The sequence below is a fragment of the Massilia sp. CMS3.1 genome (genome assembly GCF_051262535.1).
Lineage (GTDB): Bacteria > Pseudomonadota > Gammaproteobacteria > Burkholderiales > Burkholderiaceae_D > Telluria.
The window spans coordinates 161,941-178,570 of the sequence record NZ_JBIMES010000008.1 but is presented as its reverse complement, the minus strand read 5'-3'; the positions used below and the strand labels follow the sequence as shown (position 1 = coordinate 178,570).

Genomic DNA, 16,630 nt, shown 5'->3' with positions numbered 1-16,630 from the left:
GTGGCGCGCGCTGCGCGGCTGCACAAGGCGGCCATGATAGACAGGCAGGTTCTGGCGGTCAATCTTTACGCCGAGGCCCCGCAGCGCTCCGGTATGGAGGCGCGGCCAGCGGGAAAATATCCTTCGGCGTATCATAAAACCCATGATTCCATTCTCCATACTCGACCTGTCGCCCATTGCCGAAGGCAGCGATGCACGTGCTTCTTTCCACCATTCCCTCGACCTCGCCCAACATGGCGAGCGCTGGGCTTATAACCGTTTCTGGCTTGCCGAACACCACGGCATGCCGGGTATCGCGAGCGCCGCCACCTCGGTGCTGATGGGCTATGTTGCAGCCGGCACCTCGACCATCCGGGTCGGCGCCGGCGGCATCATGCTGCCGAACCACTCGCCGCTCGTGATTGCCGAGCAGTTCGGCACGCTCGAGTCGCTGTTCCCTGGCCGCATCGACCTGGGCCTGGGCCGCGCGCCCGGCTCGGACCACATCACCGCACGCGCCCTGCGCCGCAACCTGGCGTCGGATGCCGACGAATTCCCGCAGGACGTCCTCGAGTTGCAGGATTATTTCGCCGACTCGCCGCGGCGCCAGGTGCGCGCCATCCCCGGCGCCGGCCTGAACGTGCCGCTGTGGATCCTCGGCTCGAGCCTGTTCGGCGCCCAGCTCGCCGCCCACCTCGGCCTGCCGTATGCCTTCGCTTCGCACTTCGCGCCGCAAATGATGATGCAGGCAATCGAACTGTACCGCGCCAACTTCAAGCCCTCAAGCCAGCTCGATAAGCCCCACGTCATGCTCGGCTTTAACGTGTTCGCCGCCGACACCGACGAGGAAGCGCACTTCCAGGCCACCTCGATGCAGCAGGCCTTCGTCAACCTGCGCAGTGGCCGTCCATCGCGCCTGCAAGCGCCGGTACGCGGCTACCTCGATATCCTGGCGCCGCAGGAACGGGCGATGCTCGATTCGGTGCTGTCATGCTCGGCAATCGGCGCGCCACAGACGGTGGCGGCGCAATTGAAGGCCTTCGTTGCGCACACGAAGGCCGATGAGCTGATGATCACGTCGCAGATTTTCGATCATGCGGCGCGCTTGCGCTCGTACGAGATCACGGCGCAGATCCGGGAAGCGGCATAAGGGCGTTTTGATGTCGATCTTGGCAAATCGTCCGGTGGGCACTCGTGCCCACGGGGTTTACCGGTCGCACATCAATCGCCATGCACCGGGTTGGCAGCATTCGCATATGAATCGAAAGCCTCCGATAGGCGGCCGGTGCAGCCGCGTGGGCTCAAGAGCCCACCCGCCAGCGAGACATAAGTTGCCGAGCACGGTTTCGCTTGAATAGGGGGCCAGCGTGCACCCCATGTTGCCGTTTTGAAGGTCAAATCATCGGCGAAACGCCGGCGCCGCGGCGCACGGCCGCGGCAGCCGGGCAAGGCCTACGACTTGTCCGGCACGATGCGCAGCAGGCGCGAATTGCCCTCGTCGGTCAGCACGTACAAGTGGCCGTCCGGCCCCTGGCGCACGTCGCGCACGCGCTTGCCGATGTCGAGCTTTTCCTGGCGCACCACTTTACCGTCCTTGTCGAGTTCGACGCGGCGTAGATCCATGCCGGCCAGGCTTCCGCTGAACAGGCTGCCGCGCCATTGCGGGAAGGCCGTACCGGTGTACACCGCGAGGCCCGACGGCGCCGGCGACGGCGACCACACCACCAGCGGGTCGGCCATGCCCGGCACGCTGCCCTTGCCGACCGGCACGCGCGTGCTGTAGTCCAGGCCGAAACTCTGGAGCGGCCAGCCGTAGTTCTTGCCGCCCTCGACATGGTTGATCTCGTCGCCGCCGCGGGGCCCGTGCTCGCTCGCATACACGCGCCCGCCCGCATCGAGCACCATACCCTGCACATTGCGGTGGCCATACGACCAGATCTCCGGCAGCGCACCCGGGCGCGCGGCCAGCGGATTGCCGGGCGCCGGCTTGCCCTCGGCGTTCAAGCGAAGGATCGCACCGTTGTGGCTGCCCAGGTTCTGCGCCTGGTCGCGCGCCAGCATGTTGCCCACGCGCTGGGGCGGATTACCGCCGTCGCCAATGCTCATCAACAGCGTGCCGTCCGCCATCCATGCCAGGCGCGAACCGAAGTGCTGGCCGCCGCTTTTCGATGGGGAGGCGCTGAACAATGTCTTGATGCTTGAAACCTTTTTGCCATCAAAGCTGCCCTGCACCAGGATGGTCCGGTTGTCGCTGCTGCTGCCGTTGGCCATCGTCATGTAGACACGCAGGTTCGGCCCCTTGTCGGCCGGGTGGACCGTGATGTCGAGCAGGCCGCCCTGCCCGCTCGACATCAGGGTCGGCAAGCCTTCCATCGGCACGGCCTGTACCTTGCCTCCGGTGACGAGGTGCAGCGTTCCTTCCTTGCCGGTCACGAGCATGCGCCCATCCGGCAGCCAGGTCATGGCCCAGGCTTGCGGCAGCGCGTCGGTGACCGTCTCGGTGCGCCAGCCCTTCACCGACGGCGGCTCTCCCGTGGCCTGGACCTGAGCCAGTGCCGGCAGTGCGCTGCCGGCCAGCAAAGCCAGAGCTGACGTTGTGCGCCGGAGGCGCCCCTGTTGACTGAATTGCATGCAAATCTCCTGTAAAAGTTGTTAATCAACCGCCATCGTAGTGCAAAACCCGCGCATCGACTGCAAAGATAGCAAAATCGGGGTATACTCTTTTTTTGACCTTGCGTAAGGATGTTCCCATGAACCAGCGACGCTCTTTCCTCAAAAGCTCTGTTGTGCTCGCATCCGCGATCAGTGTGCCGGGCCTGGTAAAAGCAGCCCAGCCTGCTCCTGCCGAGCGCGCCTTACGCCTGTACAACACCCATACTGGTGAAAGCCTGCGTAGTGTTTTCTGGGCCGAAGGCAAGTTCATTCCTGATGCGCTGCAAGACATCAACAAACTGCTGCGCGACCATCGCAACGACAAGATTGCGGAAATGGACCCGAAACTGATCGTCCTGCTCAACGACGTCAGCGAAAAATTCGGCGACTCGCAAGTGCTGCACATCATTTCCGGCTACCGTTCGCCGGAATCGAACGCCAAGCTGGCGGCCGCTTCCGGCGGCGTGGCCAAGCACAGCATGCACATGGACGGCAAGGCCATCGACATCCGCGTGCCGGGCAAGAACCTGGCCCAGCTGCACAAGGCGGCCATGTCGATGCGCGGCGGCGGGGTCGGCTACTACCCGGACTCGCAGTTCGTGCACATGGACACCGGCCGGGTCCGTTACTGGTAAGCAGCATGCGCCCCCTCCTGCGTTGCCTCCCGCTCGTCTTCGCCGCATGCTCGGCAGCGGGCGCGGTTGCAGCGCAGGAACCAATTGCGAAGGTCAATGTCTCCACGACACGCGATCCGGTCGACAAATCCTACCGCAAGATGATCAACGGCATGGAACGCTTCGAACGCGAACATGCCTTCGCCCCCAACGCCTCCCTGCGTTTCCAGTTGCTGCCGCGCACGCCCGACGTGAAAATGGATGGCATCACGCTGCGTGTGGCGGGCGACACGGTCTCGGTCCCGGTCCCGATCGGCGCTGACCACAGTTTTGTCCTTCCCCGGAATGAGCAGGCCCTGCGCGAAGACGCAGCCGTGCTTGCCAACCGCACGACCACCAGCATGACCTGGCGCGCGATGATCCGCAGCCCTGGCTTGCCGCCCGCTGCGCGCCGCCTTGGCGACCTGCGCCTGGAGTGCCGCGTCGGCACCGAAGCCGGGTTGGTATCGAACAATTCGGAAATGTTCGCCTGGCTCTCGAATGCGCTGCTCAGCGCCGACCAGGTGTGCAACAGCCCCGACGGCAATTACCTGTTCTTCGCGGACCGCCCGCTGTTCGGCGTGCGCCTGCGGGCAGGCGCACGGGTCGAGGATCTGCCTTTTATCATGCTGTATGCCGGCGGCGATCAGACGCCCGAGATGCTGCGCTTCTGCGACTGCCAGGTGCTGCTCGACCGCACGTATTACGCGCCGCTCTGGGACAAGACCTGGCCCGACGATACCCTGGTCGAGTTCGAGTACATGACGGACGCGGCGCCGGCCGCGCAGGCAGTCCAATGAAGACCCGCGCCCTGCTCCTTGCAACGTTGGTCCTGGCCGGCTGCGCCACCGGCCAGAGCACGCCCGGCACCCAGGTAGCGGCCGAGCGCCTTGCCACCTCCATCGTGCCCGGCCGCACCACCAAGGCCGAGCTGCTCGCCAGCTTCGGCAAAACCAAAAGCATAGTGTTCGACAGCGGCTTCGAGGCCTGGCTCTACCAGTCGCCCGCAGGCAGCGGCCGCTTTGCCGAATTCGTCATCCTGATCGACCCAGCCGGGGTCGTCGTCAAAACCCGCCAGCGGCCGCCTTCCGCACCCTGATTCACGACCGGTCGCTGCGCTGGCGTGCGCGGCCCGTTCAACAACGCTGGCAGAATTGGCTCCACCGACGTTCCGTTTTCAGTGGAGACCCATCATGCTGGTCGATCGCGTGCGGATATTCATTTTTTCCCTGCTGCTCCTGCTCGCCGGTTGCAGCGGCGGGGGCGGCGATCCCGGCACCACCGCTACGCCGCCTCCGGCGGCCATCACCGGTTCGCTGCAGGTGGCGATCAATGCCCTGCCGGCCGGCGTCAACGCCGCCGTGCGCGTGACCGGCCCAAATAATTTTTCCCAAGACCTGACAAGCTCGCAAAGGCTGAGCAATCTCGCGCCCGGCAGCTACAGCGTGGCCGCCTCCAGCGTCACGCTGGGAACTGCCACCTATACGCCCGCGCCCGCCATCCAGAGCGTGGTCGTCACGTCCGGCGCCGGCGCCACGGCCAGCGTCGCCTACGGCAGCACTGCGCTCACGCTGGCGCTGTCGGACATCGGGCCCACCTTCACCGCTCCCACGTTCGTCACCGCCCCGCCGGGCGACGACCGCTTGTTCGTGCTCGAGCGGCGCGGCGTGATCCGCATCGTGCGGGGTGGCGCCGTGCTGACGCAACCCTGGCTCGACATCAGTGCGAATGTGTTTACCGGCGGCGAAGGCGGCCTGCTGTCGATGGCCTTCGACCCGAATTTCGCGACCAACGGCTACTTCTACCTGTATTACACGGACCCGGCGCAGAACATCGTCATCGAGCGTTTCGGCAGCTCGCCCACGCCGAACGTGGGTGACCCGACGTCAAGCCTGACGATCCTGCGCATTGCCCATCCGCAGTTCATCAACCACTTCGGCGGCCTGGTTGCATTCGGGCCGGACGGCATGCTGTATGCCGGCACGGGTGATGGCGGCGGTGCGGGCGATCCGTTCGGCAATGCACAGAACCCCAATTCGCTGTTGGGCAAACTCCTGCGTGTCGACGTGCGCACGGCTACCAGCGGCCAGCCGTACACGATTCCGGCCACCAACCCCTACCTGAACCAGCCGGGGCGGCGGCCCGAGATCTGGGCCTACGGTCTGCGCAATCCGTGGCGCTTCGCCTTCGATGGCGAGCAACTGTATATCGCCGACGTCGGCCAGGATGCACGCGAAGAAGTCAACCTGGCCGCGACCAGTCAGGGTGGCCTCAACTACGGCTGGGACATCATGGAAGGCACGGCCTGCTTTGGCGCCGCCACCTGCGACCGTACCGGCCTCACCTTGCCCGTCTTCGAATACGAGCAGGGTGCCGACAACGTGAATGGCTGCTCGATCACCGGCGGCTATGTGTACCGGGGAACCGCGATTCCGGAACTGACGGGCCGCTATTTCTATTCCGACTTCTGCCGCGGCTTCGTGAAGAGCTTCTTTGCCGGCGGCGCCGGCATCATCGAGCAGCGCGACTGGGGCCTGAGCGGCGCCGGCCAGGTGCTCTCCTTCGGGCGCGACGGGGCTGGCGAGCTGTATCTGGTCAGCGGCAGCGGGCGCATATTCCGCCTGGTGCGAGGCAGCGGGGGCTGAAGTAAAATGGCCGGATGGCACGCTTACAACTCCACTTCCCTGAAGACCAGTACTACTATTCCACGCCGCTGACGGTGCGCGTGACCGACATCAACGGTGCGAACCACCTCGGCAACGACTCGATGATCTCGATGATCTCCGAGGCACGCGCCCGCTTCCTGTTCGAGTTCGGCCTCCCCGAAACCGAGCGCGACGGCACTGGCATCATCGTCACCGACCTGGCCACCACTTACCGCGCCGAAGCGCACGCGCGCGACCAGCTGTTGTTCGAAGTCGGCGTCATGGATTTCAACAAGTACGGCGGCGACATCACCTTCCGCATTACCCGCCCGCGCGACAAGACCCTGATTGCGATGGCCAAGTCCGGCTTTGTGTTTTTCAATTACAAGACCAGCCAGGTCGTGGCGATGTCCGACGATTTTCGTAACAAGTTCGATCGCGTGAACTGGATCGACTGAGCATAAAAAAACCGGAATGCTATGCATTCCGGTTTTTTGCCCTCGCTCCTGAAGCTGCTCAGGCGCCCGTTGCGCCCACGCCAGCGCTCAGCATCCATGACACCAGCAGCAGGAAGCCCATTGCAAGCGCGAACAGCACCGATATCCTGCGGTTGGCAACGCCGTCCTCGAACAGCGCCGGTTTGTCGTAATTGAAGCCAACGTAATAGGCGTAGAACACGGTTGCCAGATAGTGCACGGCGCCGAACATTTCGCCCAGTTCACCCTTGCGCGGATGTTCGATCAGGAGGTGCGACAGCGCCACCAGCACGACGTAGACGACCGATGCCCCGAGCGGCGGCAGGTACAGCCCCATCCCCTCGATCCAGCGTTTCAGGCCCGGACGCGTGCGTGCCAGGAAAGGCAGCACCAGGTTGTGGGTCAGGCCGGCAATCAGGATCACTTTGAGCAGCACCGTCTTGTGCAGGCTGGCGCTGCCCAGCGCCAGGTTGTGCAGGTTTGTTTCCGCCTGGCGGTTATTTTCGAGGAAAAATTCCGGAGAAGCCACGTCCAGCACGCGCTGGAACCAGCTGATTTCCTCGAAACCGGCCACTGCCACCAGGGCCGTCAGGCCGCCCAGCACGAGCAGCTCGAATCTCGAGGTGCCGGCAAGCTTCAGGCGCTCCACGAACACAAAGCCCAGCATGCCCGCAATGACCATGAAGCACAGGAATTGCATCCATTCGACGATTCCGTCTTCACCCAGCAGGCGCCACAGCGGCTTGGGATCTGGACCGGACCAAACGAGGGCAAGTCCGAGGATGAAGACGTTGATGGCGATCGCCATGAGGATGACGGGGTGCGTCTGCCATTTGTTATTTGCCACTCACTTGCTCCTTGCTCATTGAAAACTTGTCGATCGATGCCGCCGAACCGGGCAGGGGCAGGCCAGGCGCCGGATCAGCGGCGGTACCGGAAGCGCCGGCGCGCTGCGACTTCATCCGGACAAGCCAGCGCACGCCGCGCCTGGCGAGCGAGGCCAGTGCCCAGGCCCACAGCAGGGGATCGAGCACGGCATCCCACAGATTTCCGCTCGGCAGGCGTAGCAGGCTGAACAGCAGGAGTGCTCCCAGCAATGCCAGGTGATGCCAGCCGCCGGACCCGCGCACCGCAACCAGCGCGCAGCCTGCCATGCCGGTCAGGACCAGCGCGGGTGCCGCCACCGGGCCGAAGCCCGCGTAATAAAATCCTTGCGCCAGCCATCCGATCGCGTCGAGGTAGAGCGCCGTGCCGGCGAGCGCGATCGCCACTGCCAGCGAAGGCGGGAGGAAGGCGCCCGGCGCCCTGCCCTGCCAGCGCGCCGCCAGGAAGAGCACGCACAAGCCCACCAGCAGGCCGCTCGGATACTGGAGGGCGAGGCCCAGCCACCAGGCGGGCGAGGCCTCGCCGGGCAGGGCCATCAGGAGGCCGATGCCGCCCAGTGCGGCGACGACCGCCGTGCGCGGGGAGCGCCATGCCTGCGGCCACAAGGCGAGGAGCAGCGCTGCCAGGACAAGGGTCCATGCCAGGCGGCCATAGGCGATTTGCGACGCGAGATCCGGCAGGGTCATCAGATTGCTTTCCCGAGCCCGATCCGGTAGGCGTGATACGCGATCGCCTTGCGCTGGTAGGTGTAGGTCACATGCAGTTCGTTGCCGACCTGGTGCATGGCCGGGTAGGAGAATTCGTCACCCGCCTTGCCGCTGACAATGTCGTCGATCGTGCGCCAGGTGTAGCCGTTCTTCGAGATCGACAGGCGCAGGATACTGCGCGCGGAACCTCCTTCAGCGACATGGTTGTGCAGCATGAGGATGTCGCCGCTCGTCAGGCGGATGGCAGCCAGCGAGGTGCTGTGGTTCGGCATATTCAAGGAGGGCAAATCCTCCCAACTGAGGCCGCTGTCGCGGCTGTATGCGTGCTGTACCCGTTGCTCGTCGCTCGCGTCGCGCATCCAGGCGCGTACTTCCGTGCCTGACACCGGCACGATGGCCGGCTGGAGGGTCGACATGCGCGCTCCAATGCGGCTGAGGCGGGTCGGCTCACCATGCGCATCGAAGGACATCATCATCGGGTACTTGATGCCGAGTTCAAAGTAGACCGGCAGCCACCAGCCGCCATCGGCCAGGGCGATCGGCGAGGTGCGCACCAGCACGCTGGTATTGAGCAAGGGCGACAGCGGAAGCAGGCGGCGGGTCTTGAAACTGGCGCCGGCATCAAGCGACACCATGTGCACGATGCGCGAAGCAGCCCAGCCACCCAGGCCGGTGGCGACGACATACAGGTGAACCACGCCGTCGGGGGCGGTCCATGCGACCGGATTGCCGATCCGCCGCACGCCAAAGCCGAGCGCACGGCCGAGCGAATCGCGGCTGGCGACTTCCCAGGGCGTGCTCCATTTGCCGCCCCGCGCGCGTGATGCGTAGACCTTGACGTCGGGACCGCTTTCGCGGCTGCCGGCCCACCAGAATGCCAGCATGCCCCCTGGCACGGTCGCCAGCGAACTCGCATGCGCCGAGGGCGTATTCTGCGGCATGGGAATGAACGACCGCGACAATTCGACCAGCGTTGCCGAGCCCTGCGCGTCGCGCTGGGCCAGCGCCGCCAGTGGCGCGACGGGTGGCGCTGCGCGCATCCACCGAACGCCTTCCGCACCGCAGGCAGCAAGCACCGCCACAACACAGGCGGCGTTGATCCAGGTGCGGCGACGCAGCGGTGATGTGTTCGGACTGTGCATGGTTGCGTGCTATCGGATGAAAAAGTAAGGGCATGTCCTGGCATGCGGCGTGTCGCGGACCGTGCCGATGCGGTGTGATGGGTAATCAGGGGAAATGCTGCCAATGATACCAAAGAGCCACATTTCTCACAGGAGGCCCATCCATTATGCGCCTGCAGGAGCGATAAAAAACAATGCCGGCAACAGCCGGCAATCATGAACGCCATGATGCGCCCTGCCCGGCGCATCGATGCGTCCGGGGGCAGGGACTGCGATCAGCGCCGCGCGGCGCCTTCGTTCGGCATGAACGTCGACTTGAACCAGTCATCGATCATGCGCCGCTCGTAGCGCAGGGTGTCGCCGTCGGCATAACGGCCGCGGCGGTCCATGAAACTCATGTCGCGCAGTTGCGCGTCGCCGCTGCGCAGCACCTGTCCGTTGCTCTCGATGGCGTAATGCAGGTCGATGCGCGGCCATTCGGCGCCATTCCTGATGACGCGAATGTCACGCACGCCGCGGCCCGGGTGAATGCGGCCGGCAAGGTCGACGTCCTGCACGTCGATGCGCAGATTCTGTCCGGGCGGCAGCTTCGCGCCAAGGCTGGTGAAATGCTCGGTCAGCTCCTCCAGCACTTCCTCGCGTTCCCACGGCGAGAACGGCAGGTCGGAAAAGCGATCCGGCTGGATATAGTTGACGGTCACTTGGGCAGAGGCGGCGCCGGCAGCCAATGCGAGCAGGCCACTGACGGCCAGTGTGCGAATCACGTTCTTCATGGCGATCCCTCTCTATCGATAATCCTGTGTTTTTACTTTTCGACTATACGCCGCTTTGTTACATAGCCACGTCTATGGCAAGTAAATTCTGTATCCGATTGTTAGTGGCTACTCGCCTGTTTCTTCTCGCCTTTGTTAGTCCTCGCACAGCGGGCCCGGTCACGGGAGGCCTGCCTTCGATCAAGGAAGAAACGCCCCGCTTTGTCGGGCAGCAGATCGTGGAAGCCGGCGGCAACACGACCATGATTGATCCGACGCGCCTGCTCGGCCAGAACATCGTGTCGCTGCGCACCTGGGGTAAGCACTTCCTCATCGAATTGCCGGACATGGCCATCCGCATTCATTTCCTGCTGTTCGGCACCTACCGTGTGAACGAGCAGCGTGAGGGGAAGCCGCCGCGCCCGTACCTGCGTACCGCGCAGGGTGACGAGCTCAATTTGTATGCCTGTTCGGTGCGCGAGATCGACGCCCCTGCTGGACCAGGACATCTTCTCGGGCGTCGGCAACGTCATCAAGAACGAAGTGCTGTTCCGGATTCGCGTGCATCCGCCTCGACCGTCGGCGCCCTGCCCGCGCCCAAACCGCGTGCCCTGGTTGAAGAAGCACGCCAATACAGCTTCGATTTCCTCGCGTGGAAAAAGCAGTGGGTCCTGAAAAAGAACTGGCTCGCGCACGCCAAGAAAATCTGTCCGCGCCGCGACATTCCTTTTACAAAAGCCCACTTGAGCCGCAGCAACCGGCGCAGTTTCTTTTGCGAACGTTGTCAGAAACGGTATGCCTGAGCGGGTCTTTTGACTCATCCGCCCAACACTTCCTTACTCGTTGCATTGCGCCCCAATCTATTGCCTGTTGTTAATGCCGCTTAGCCGTACTACAATCGATTCAAGCCTGAATGTTTAAGTACTTCCCCTTATTCGCTAGTCTCGACTCCGTATCGGAAGCATCATGTCTTTTCTTTCCCCCGCCACGCCCAAGCTCGCGCCCTGGAAGGTTTTGCTCGTCGATGACGAGCCGGATATCCACGACATCACCAAGCTCACGTTGAACCGCTTCCGCCTGGACGGCCGGGCGCTGACTTTCCTGCATGCCTACAGCGGTGCCGAGGCCAAGGAGATCCTGGCGCGCGAGCACGATATCGCGCTGGTGTTCCTCGACGTGGTGATGGAACGCGAAGACAGCGGCCTGGAAGTGGCGCGCTGGATGCGGCATGACTTGAAGAATGACTTCACCCGCATCGTGCTGCGCACCGGCCAGCCGGGCCAGGCGCCGGAAGAGCGCGTCATCGTCGACTACGACATCAACGATTACAAGGAAAAGACCGAGCTCGACCGCACGAAGCTGTTCACCACGACCTTCGCCGCGCTGCGCGCCTACCGCGACATCATGAAGGTCGAGGACGCCCGCCGCGTGCAGGTGAGCTACCGCGAGGGCCTCGAGCGCGTGCTGGCGGCCTCGTCGCATATTTTCAAGCAGCGCAATCTGAAAGATTTTGCGAGCGGCCTGCTGCAGCAAGTCGTCGCCCTGCTGCGCCTCGAACAAAGCATGCTGCTGCGTTTGAAAGGTGCGAGCATGATCAGCGGCGAGAGCCAGTACGAAGTGCTGGCCAAGATCGGCGAGTTCGGCGACGGCATCGACCCGGCCCTGCTGGCCCAGCTCGACGAGGCGCGGCATAACCGGATTTCGAAGCTGTATGGCGACACCTATGTCGGCTACTTCCCGAACAATAGCGGCAAGGCTTCGTTGCTGGTGCTGCAAGGTGTCGAGGAAATCTCGGACATCGATGCCCAACTGCTGGAAGTATTTTGTTCCGGCGTGGCGATCGCTTTCGATAACATCCTGCTGAACCAGGAAATCACCGATACCCAGGCCGAACTGATCCTGCGCTTGGGCGACGTGGTCGAATCGCGCTCGAACGAGGCCGGCAACCACGTGCGCCGCATGGCGCAAGTCTGCCACCTGCTGGCCCAGGCCTCGGGCCTGCCGGAAGACGAGACGGCCGTGCTGATGCACGCCGCGCCGATGCACGACATCGGCAAAATCGCCACGCCCGACGCGGTGCTGCTCAAACCCGGGCGCCTCACGCCCGAGGAATGGGAAGTCATGAAGCAGCATCCGACGGTCGGCCTGCAGATCCTGGACGGCTCGAGCCGGCCGATTTTGAAGGCTGCCGCCGTCATCGCCCACCAGCACCACGAGAAATACGACGGCACCGGCTACCCGCAAGGGCTGAAAGGCGAAGCGATCCACCCGTATGCGCGCATTGTCGCGGTGGCCGACGTGTTCGATGCCCTGAGCCACGCACGCTGCTACAAGGAAGCCTGGCCGACCCAGCAGGTGACCGACTACCTGCGCGAAGTGGCGGGACACCACCTCGATCCGCTGTACGTCGATTTGCTGATCAAGAATATGGACAAGGCGGTGGAGATCAATCGGCAGTGGCCGGATTGAGGTATTAAGCCGCCAGCTTCTCGGAGCGCCGGTTGCGCGGAAAATTCAAAGCGTAGCGCAAGCCCTCGCCCGGTGCACTTTCCACGTGCACGGTTCCGCCCAGGGGCCCCGTCACCAGGTTGTACAGGATGTGCGCGCCCAGTCCGCTGCCGCCACTCCCGCGCTTGGTCGTGAAGAACGGATCGAACAGTTTATCGAGCGTGTCCTTGTCCATGCCGGCGCCGTCGTCGGCATAGGTGAGCGAGACGACATCGCCCTCGCTGGATGCGCGGATCGCGATCGTCCCTGCCTGATCACGCTCCTCGAAACCGTGTACCAGCGAATTCATCAGCATGTTGGTGACGATCTGCGACACGGCGCCCGGATAGCTTTCCAGCACCAGGTCCGGCGGACAGTCGACTTCCACTTTCAGCGGCCGGCCTTTCAATTTGGGCTGCAGCGACAGCAGCACTTCATTCAAATAATTGCGCAGGTTGAAACTGCGGATGTCGTCCGAAGACTGGTCGACCGCCACCTGTTTGAAACTGCGCACCAGCGCGGCGGCGCGCTGGGTGTTGGTGGTCATGATGCGCAGCGACTGGTCGACGATGTCGAGGAATGAATGCAGGCTGTCCTCGGTCATTTCGCCGGCCGCCAGTTCGCCGCGCGTCAGGCGCAGTTCTTCGACCAGGTGGCTGGTCGCCGTCACGCAGATGCCGAGCGGCGTGTTGATCTCGTGCGCGACGCCGGCCACCAGGCGCCCCAGCGAGGCCAGCTTCTCCTGGCGCACCAGTTCGCCCTGGGCCTGCTGCAGCTGGGTCAGCGCCGTGTTCAGTGCGGCGTTCTGCTCTTGCAGCATGTCCTTCGTCGTGCGCAGGCGCTGGTCGGCCTGCATCCGTGCCAGGGCGACGGCCACGTGGCTGGCCATGAAGGCGAGCAGGTCGAGATCGGCTTTCGTGTACACCACGGCCGGATCGTAGCTCTGCACCACCAGCACGCCGTAGGGTTTCTCGTGCACCAGCATCGGCGCGCCCATCCAGCTGGCGATGTCGGCGTTGCCAAGCGGTTCTTGCACCAGGCCATACGCGACCAGGCGCGCAAAGCTGCCGGCGTCGTGCAATTGCGCCTGTTTCGACGCCAGCACGTACGAGCACATCGCTTTACCGTAGGGGAAGCGCGTGACCGGCGCCTCGGCATCCTTCTGGTCGACGAAATACGGGATGCTGATTTCCTGGGATTCGGGGTGGTACAGGCCGATCAGGAAGTTTTCCGCCACCATCAGTTCGCCGATGATGCGGTGCAGGCTGGTGGTCAGCACCCCGGTGTCGGCGGCGCTGGCGGACAGGTTGGCGATCTGGTACAGCGCATGCTGCACCTGCTCGGCGCGGCGCCGCTCGGCCACCTCGTGTGCCAGACGCGCGGTGCGCTCCTGCACGGCGCGCTCGAGCCGGTCCATGCTCTGCAGGCTCTGCAGCGCCACCGAGACGTGGTTCGCAATCACGCCGAACAGGGCCTGGTCCTCCATGCTATACGTGTGTCCGGGGGTATAGCTCTGGATCACGATCGCGCCCAGCGGCAGGTGCTGCTGGTCGAGCAGCGGGCAGCCCATCCAGTGCTCGGCCGCGCTGCCGGCGCCGAAATTCAGGCGTGCCTTGAAATCGGCGGCCGTCACGACCAGGGCTTGGCGGTTCAGGAGAACCCAGGCGGTGGGCGACTCGTCCGGCGAGGCGAGCTGGACCGGCTGATTCAGCGGCGGGCCGTCGTCCGATTCGTCGACGAAATACACGAAGCGCACGGTGCCTTCGTCGCGGTCGGACAGCGCCACATAGAAGTTCGCCGCATACATGATGCGGCCCAGCGCGCGGTGCACGGCGCGGATGAATTCGGTGATGTCGCTGCAACTGGTCGAGGTCTGCCCGATTTCGAGCAACATCGACTGGACCGCTTCGAGCCGGTCAAGACGTTCCATGGCTTCCCTTGAAATTAATTCCCAAGGGAAATATTAGCAGTGAGCGCGCTTTAACGCACGCGTTGTGACGGAAAACCTGCATCGAGCGCCGCAGGAAGCCGACGCAGACCCTTACCGCGGCGCCTTGAAATCGTTCTCGATCCAGGTCTGCGCCGAGCCCGGCGTCAGCTTGAAGCTCGCGGCCACGCGCACTTGCGCGATCTGCTCGCTCATCTGGTCGGTCGCGGTCAGGGTCGCATACGGGTCATCGTCGTCGGGCGTGATGTCGAGCGTGACCTTCAGCTCGCCGGTCCCTTCGGTCCAGACATAGAGGCTCTTGTGCAGGATCGCGTGCAGGTGCTGCTCGTGGCGGCGGATGACTTCCGAGGCCGTCTTGATCAGCGTATTAAAGGCATTCACGTCGAGCGGCTTCGGGTTCTTCTTGTCGCGGCCCATCGTCCACGGACCGACCAGCGCCGGCTCCGGTTCGCCATCCTTGTACATGGCGACGGCCCAGCCTTCGTCATCGTCGTTCTTGATCACGCGCGCGGTCCAGCCATTGCCTTGCCACAGGCGCGGTTCCTGCACCGGTCCATCGTTCTCTTCCGGTTCCAGGTCGGATACTTGGTCGTTCATCGCTCGTTGCTTCCATCTGCCGGGCTCTCGCCCAAAGACAAGATCATAGAGGAAATTGCAGGGACGATGCGATGGCAAACAAATAATAAGGCCCGATTGTCTTGCACAACTGCGTTGCAGGCGCCGGCACACTACATGCGCATGCTGGGCAGGCCGGGCGGGCGGACCGGCGGCGGTGGCGGCGTGCGGAACGGGTCGATGATCCGCTCCTTCGGTGCTTCCCGATTGAACGGGGTGATGATGATGGGCGGGATGGCAGGCGGGGCCGATGGCGGACCCTTCGGTCCACCGCCCGTCCTGCGTGGCGGTGGCGCAGTTCGATGCACCTTCATCGTTGAGCTGACGACATGCATGGAGATCCCTCCCACAACAGAGCAGGCTGTCAGTATAGGCGGCGCTGTGCGGTTTGCAAGGCCGGAAAAAGAGGAATGTTCGTCGGCGCCCGGTGCGCTCCGGCCTGTCAAAACCACCGCCCGTCGCACACGGCTGGCCCGGGGCGCTTCACATGCTTACAGTAAAGCCATCCCACACCCTGAGGCCCGCCATGAAAAAGATCGCCCCCTACCTTGTCCTGTTCCTGTGCGCCCTGCTGCTGTGGGACCTGCTGTTCACTGTTGGGGATGCCGGCTTCCACATCGACGGCGAAGAATTCGACGGCCCGCTCGGCGCCATGTTCGGCGTCCTGCTGGCTGGCGGCGGCACGCTGCTCGGGCTGCTGGTCACGCTGGTGGTGGGCGTGGTGCTGGCGGTGGTGTTCGCCGGTGTCGGCGTGGTCATCATCGGCGCGCTGGCGGTTGCGGGCGTTGCGGTGGCGGTCGCCATCGTGCCCTTCCTGGTTCCGCTGCTGCTGCCGCTGGCGCTGGTCTGGTACCTGGTCAGCCGTGCACGCCGCAATCGGGTCGTGCACAAGGTGGCACTCTAAGCTTTCTCCGCCGCGAACTGCGCGTAACCACGCGCACGCAGTTCGCAGGCCGGGCAGGTACCGCAGCCATAGCCCCAGTCGTGGCGCGCGCCGCGCTCGCCGAGATAACAGGTGTGGGTATCGAAGCGCACCAGGTCGACCAGCGCCGTGCCGCCCGCCTGTTCGGCCATTTCCCAGGTCTGCTTCTTGTCGATCCACATCAGCGGCGTCTCGACTTTCAGGCGCGTCGCCATGCCCAGGTTCAGGGCCACCTGCAGCGCCTTCATCGTGTCGTCCCGGCAATCCGGGTAGCCCGAGAAATCGGTCTCGCACATGCCGCCGACCAATACCGTCAAGCCGCGCCGGTAGGCGACCGTCGCCGCCACCGTCATGAACAGCAGATTGCGGCCCGGAACAAACGTATTCGGCAGGCCATTCGACTGCATGTCGATGGCCACATTGCTGGTCAGTGCCGTATCGGAAATGCGAGCGATCAGCGACAGGTCGATCAGGTGGTCTTCGCCCAGCCGCGCGTCCCAGCTTGGGGACAGCGCGCGCATTTTCTCCAATACGGTCGGGCGCACGGTGAGTTCGATCGCGTGGCGCTGGCCATAGTCGAAACCGATGGTTTCCACGCGCGCATACCGCTGCAGCGCCCACGCCAGGCAGGTGGTCGAATCCTGTCCTCCACTGAAGAGAACGAGGGCGGTATCGGTAGCGAGCATGTGTTGTTTTCCATTCAGTAAACGTTCGCCATCATTTTTGCAATTCCGTTAAGATTCGCTCAGCTTTTACACTAAGACGGAGAGACATGGTTCTCGCAACAT

General features: G+C 63.9%; 17 protein-coding genes. 9 read left to right on the top strand and 8 right to left on the bottom strand.

Features of this window, described 5'->3' with window-relative positions; all coding sequences use genetic code 11:
- Positions 1-142: 142 nt before the first annotated feature.
- The gene (locus ACHAC9_RS14860) at positions 143-1,129 is read left to right on the top strand and encodes an LLM class flavin-dependent oxidoreductase (protein ID WP_435760790.1); all 987 of its coding nucleotides are present in this window, start codon (positions 143-145) and stop codon (positions 1,127-1,129) included.
- A 302-nt stretch (positions 1,130-1,431) separates the two neighbouring features.
- Here the strand turns inward: ACHAC9_RS14860 and ACHAC9_RS14855 are convergent, their stop codons facing one another.
- Positions 1,432-2,610 carry a PQQ-dependent sugar dehydrogenase gene (locus tag ACHAC9_RS14855; protein WP_435760789.1) on the bottom strand — a complete coding sequence of 393 codons (1,179 nt, stop codon included), beginning with the start codon at positions 2,608-2,610 and terminating at the stop codon, positions 1,432-1,434.
- Between the two features lie 119 nt (positions 2,611-2,729).
- Here ACHAC9_RS14855 and ACHAC9_RS14850 point away from each other — a divergent pair, with 119 nt between their 5' ends.
- From ACHAC9_RS14850 to ACHAC9_RS14830, 5 genes are all read left to right on the top strand, one after another.
- Complete coding sequence (locus tag ACHAC9_RS14850) at positions 2,730-3,266, top strand: DUF882 domain-containing protein (protein WP_435760787.1); 537 nt, start codon at positions 2,730-2,732, stop codon at positions 3,264-3,266.
- A gap of 5 nt (positions 3,267-3,271) precedes the next feature.
- Positions 3,272-4,084 carry a hypothetical protein gene (locus ACHAC9_RS14845; protein WP_435760785.1) on the top strand — a complete coding sequence of 271 codons (813 nt, stop codon included), beginning with the start codon at positions 3,272-3,274 and terminating at the stop codon, positions 4,082-4,084.
- The gene (locus ACHAC9_RS14840; RefSeq protein ID WP_435760783.1) at positions 4,081-4,383 is read left to right on the top strand and encodes a hypothetical protein; all 303 of its coding nucleotides are present in this window, start codon (positions 4,081-4,083) and stop codon (positions 4,381-4,383) included. Before ACHAC9_RS14845 ends, ACHAC9_RS14840 begins: the two co-directional genes overlap by 4 nt.
- A gap of 94 nt (positions 4,384-4,477) precedes the next feature.
- Entirely contained in the window at positions 4,478-5,929 is a 1,452-nt protein-coding gene (locus ACHAC9_RS14835) for a PQQ-dependent sugar dehydrogenase (protein WP_435760782.1), read from the top strand.
- Positions 5,930-5,943: 14 nt separating this feature from the next.
- On the top strand, positions 5,944-6,387 hold the full coding sequence (locus ACHAC9_RS14830; RefSeq protein WP_435760781.1) for a thioesterase family protein: 444 nt from the start codon (positions 5,944-5,946) through the stop codon (positions 6,385-6,387).
- Between the two features lie 58 nt (positions 6,388-6,445).
- Here the strand turns inward: ACHAC9_RS14830 and ACHAC9_RS14825 are convergent, their stop codons facing one another.
- The 4 genes from ACHAC9_RS14825 to ACHAC9_RS14810 form a co-directional block, all read right to left on the bottom strand.
- Entirely contained in the window at positions 6,446-7,252 is an 807-nt protein-coding gene (locus ACHAC9_RS14825; protein ID WP_435760779.1) for a hypothetical protein, read from the bottom strand.
- Positions 7,242-7,976, bottom strand: coding sequence for a hypothetical protein (locus ACHAC9_RS14820; RefSeq protein ID WP_435760778.1), 735 nt, complete (start codon positions 7,974-7,976; stop codon positions 7,242-7,244). Before ACHAC9_RS14820 ends, ACHAC9_RS14825 begins: the two co-directional genes overlap by 11 nt.
- Entirely contained in the window at positions 7,976-9,139 is a 1,164-nt protein-coding gene (locus tag ACHAC9_RS14815) for an exo-alpha-sialidase (RefSeq protein WP_435760777.1), read from the bottom strand. The genes ACHAC9_RS14820 and ACHAC9_RS14815 overlap by 1 nt, the downstream gene beginning before the upstream one ends.
- A 254-nt stretch (positions 9,140-9,393) precedes the next feature.
- Complete coding sequence (locus ACHAC9_RS14810; protein ID WP_435760776.1) at positions 9,394-9,891, bottom strand: DUF3016 domain-containing protein; 498 nt, start codon at positions 9,889-9,891, stop codon at positions 9,394-9,396.
- Positions 9,892-9,965: 74 nt separating this feature from the next.
- Here ACHAC9_RS14810 and ACHAC9_RS14805 point away from each other — a divergent pair, with 74 nt between their 5' ends.
- Both ACHAC9_RS14805 and ACHAC9_RS14800 read left to right on the top strand, forming a co-directional pair.
- A complete protein-coding gene (locus tag ACHAC9_RS14805; RefSeq protein ID WP_435760774.1) occupies positions 9,966-10,673 on the top strand; it encodes an endonuclease in 708 nt (235 codons plus the stop codon).
- Between the two features lie 163 nt (positions 10,674-10,836).
- Positions 10,837-12,339, top strand: coding sequence for an HD domain-containing phosphohydrolase (locus ACHAC9_RS14800; RefSeq protein ID WP_435760772.1), 1,503 nt, complete (start codon positions 10,837-10,839; stop codon positions 12,337-12,339).
- Positions 12,340-12,343: 4 nt separating this feature from the next.
- Here ACHAC9_RS14800 and ACHAC9_RS14795 read toward each other — a convergent pair whose 3' ends face one another.
- Complete coding sequence (locus ACHAC9_RS14795; protein ID WP_435760771.1) at positions 12,344-14,287, bottom strand: GAF domain-containing sensor histidine kinase; 1,944 nt, start codon at positions 14,285-14,287, stop codon at positions 12,344-12,346.
- Between the two features lie 111 nt (positions 14,288-14,398).
- Positions 14,399-14,902, bottom strand: coding sequence for a hypothetical protein (locus tag ACHAC9_RS14790; RefSeq protein WP_435760769.1), 504 nt, complete (start codon positions 14,900-14,902; stop codon positions 14,399-14,401).
- Positions 14,903-15,446: 544 nt separating this feature from the next.
- Between ACHAC9_RS14790 and ACHAC9_RS14785 the strand changes: the two genes are divergently transcribed.
- Positions 15,447-15,824 carry a hypothetical protein gene (locus ACHAC9_RS14785; RefSeq protein WP_435760768.1) on the top strand — a complete coding sequence of 126 codons (378 nt, stop codon included), beginning with the start codon at positions 15,447-15,449 and terminating at the stop codon, positions 15,822-15,824.
- On the opposite strand, the gene queC is transcribed toward ACHAC9_RS14785, so the two are convergent.
- Positions 15,821-16,528, bottom strand: coding sequence for a 7-cyano-7-deazaguanine synthase QueC (gene queC, locus ACHAC9_RS14780; protein WP_435760766.1), 708 nt, complete (start codon positions 16,526-16,528; stop codon positions 15,821-15,823). The two genes, ACHAC9_RS14785 and queC, sit on opposite strands and share 4 nt — an antisense overlap.
- Positions 16,529-16,630 lie beyond the last annotated feature (102 nt).

What these genes read in the sequence shown, in the direction of transcription:
- ACHAC9_RS14860 (WP_435760790.1), top strand. Translation starts at nt 143, where the DNA reads ATGATTCCATTCTCCATACTCGACCTGTCGCCCATTGCCGAAGGCAGC.
- ACHAC9_RS14855 (WP_435760789.1), bottom strand. Translation starts at nt 2,610, where the DNA reads ATGCAATTCAGTCAACAGGGGCGCCTCCGGCGCACAACGTCAGCTCTG.
- ACHAC9_RS14850 (WP_435760787.1), top strand. Translation starts at nt 2,730, where the DNA reads ATGAACCAGCGACGCTCTTTCCTCAAAAGCTCTGTTGTGCTCGCATCC.
- ACHAC9_RS14845 (WP_435760785.1), top strand. Translation starts at nt 3,272, where the DNA reads ATGCGCCCCCTCCTGCGTTGCCTCCCGCTCGTCTTCGCCGCATGCTCG.
- ACHAC9_RS14840 (WP_435760783.1), top strand. Translation starts at nt 4,081, where the DNA reads ATGAAGACCCGCGCCCTGCTCCTTGCAACGTTGGTCCTGGCCGGCTGC.
- ACHAC9_RS14835 (WP_435760782.1), top strand. Translation starts at nt 4,478, where the DNA reads ATGCTGGTCGATCGCGTGCGGATATTCATTTTTTCCCTGCTGCTCCTG.
- ACHAC9_RS14830 (WP_435760781.1), top strand. Translation starts at nt 5,944, where the DNA reads ATGGCACGCTTACAACTCCACTTCCCTGAAGACCAGTACTACTATTCC.
- ACHAC9_RS14820 (WP_435760778.1), bottom strand. Translation starts at nt 7,976, where the DNA reads ATGACCCTGCCGGATCTCGCGTCGCAAATCGCCTATGGCCGCCTGGCA.
- ACHAC9_RS14815 (WP_435760777.1), bottom strand. Translation starts at nt 9,139, where the DNA reads ATGCACAGTCCGAACACATCACCGCTGCGTCGCCGCACCTGGATCAAC.
- ACHAC9_RS14810 (WP_435760776.1), bottom strand. Translation starts at nt 9,891, where the DNA reads ATGAAGAACGTGATTCGCACACTGGCCGTCAGTGGCCTGCTCGCATTG.
- ACHAC9_RS14805 (WP_435760774.1), top strand. Translation starts at nt 9,966, where the DNA reads ATGGCAAGTAAATTCTGTATCCGATTGTTAGTGGCTACTCGCCTGTTT.
- ACHAC9_RS14800 (WP_435760772.1), top strand. Translation starts at nt 10,837, where the DNA reads ATGTCTTTTCTTTCCCCCGCCACGCCCAAGCTCGCGCCCTGGAAGGTT.
- ACHAC9_RS14795 (WP_435760771.1), bottom strand. Translation starts at nt 14,287, where the DNA reads ATGGAACGTCTTGACCGGCTCGAAGCGGTCCAGTCGATGTTGCTCGAA.
- ACHAC9_RS14790 (WP_435760769.1), bottom strand. Translation starts at nt 14,902, where the DNA reads ATGAACGACCAAGTATCCGACCTGGAACCGGAAGAGAACGATGGACCG.
- ACHAC9_RS14785 (WP_435760768.1), top strand. Translation starts at nt 15,447, where the DNA reads ATGAAAAAGATCGCCCCCTACCTTGTCCTGTTCCTGTGCGCCCTGCTG.
- queC (WP_435760766.1), bottom strand. Translation starts at nt 16,528, where the DNA reads ATGCTCGCTACCGATACCGCCCTCGTTCTCTTCAGTGGAGGACAGGAT.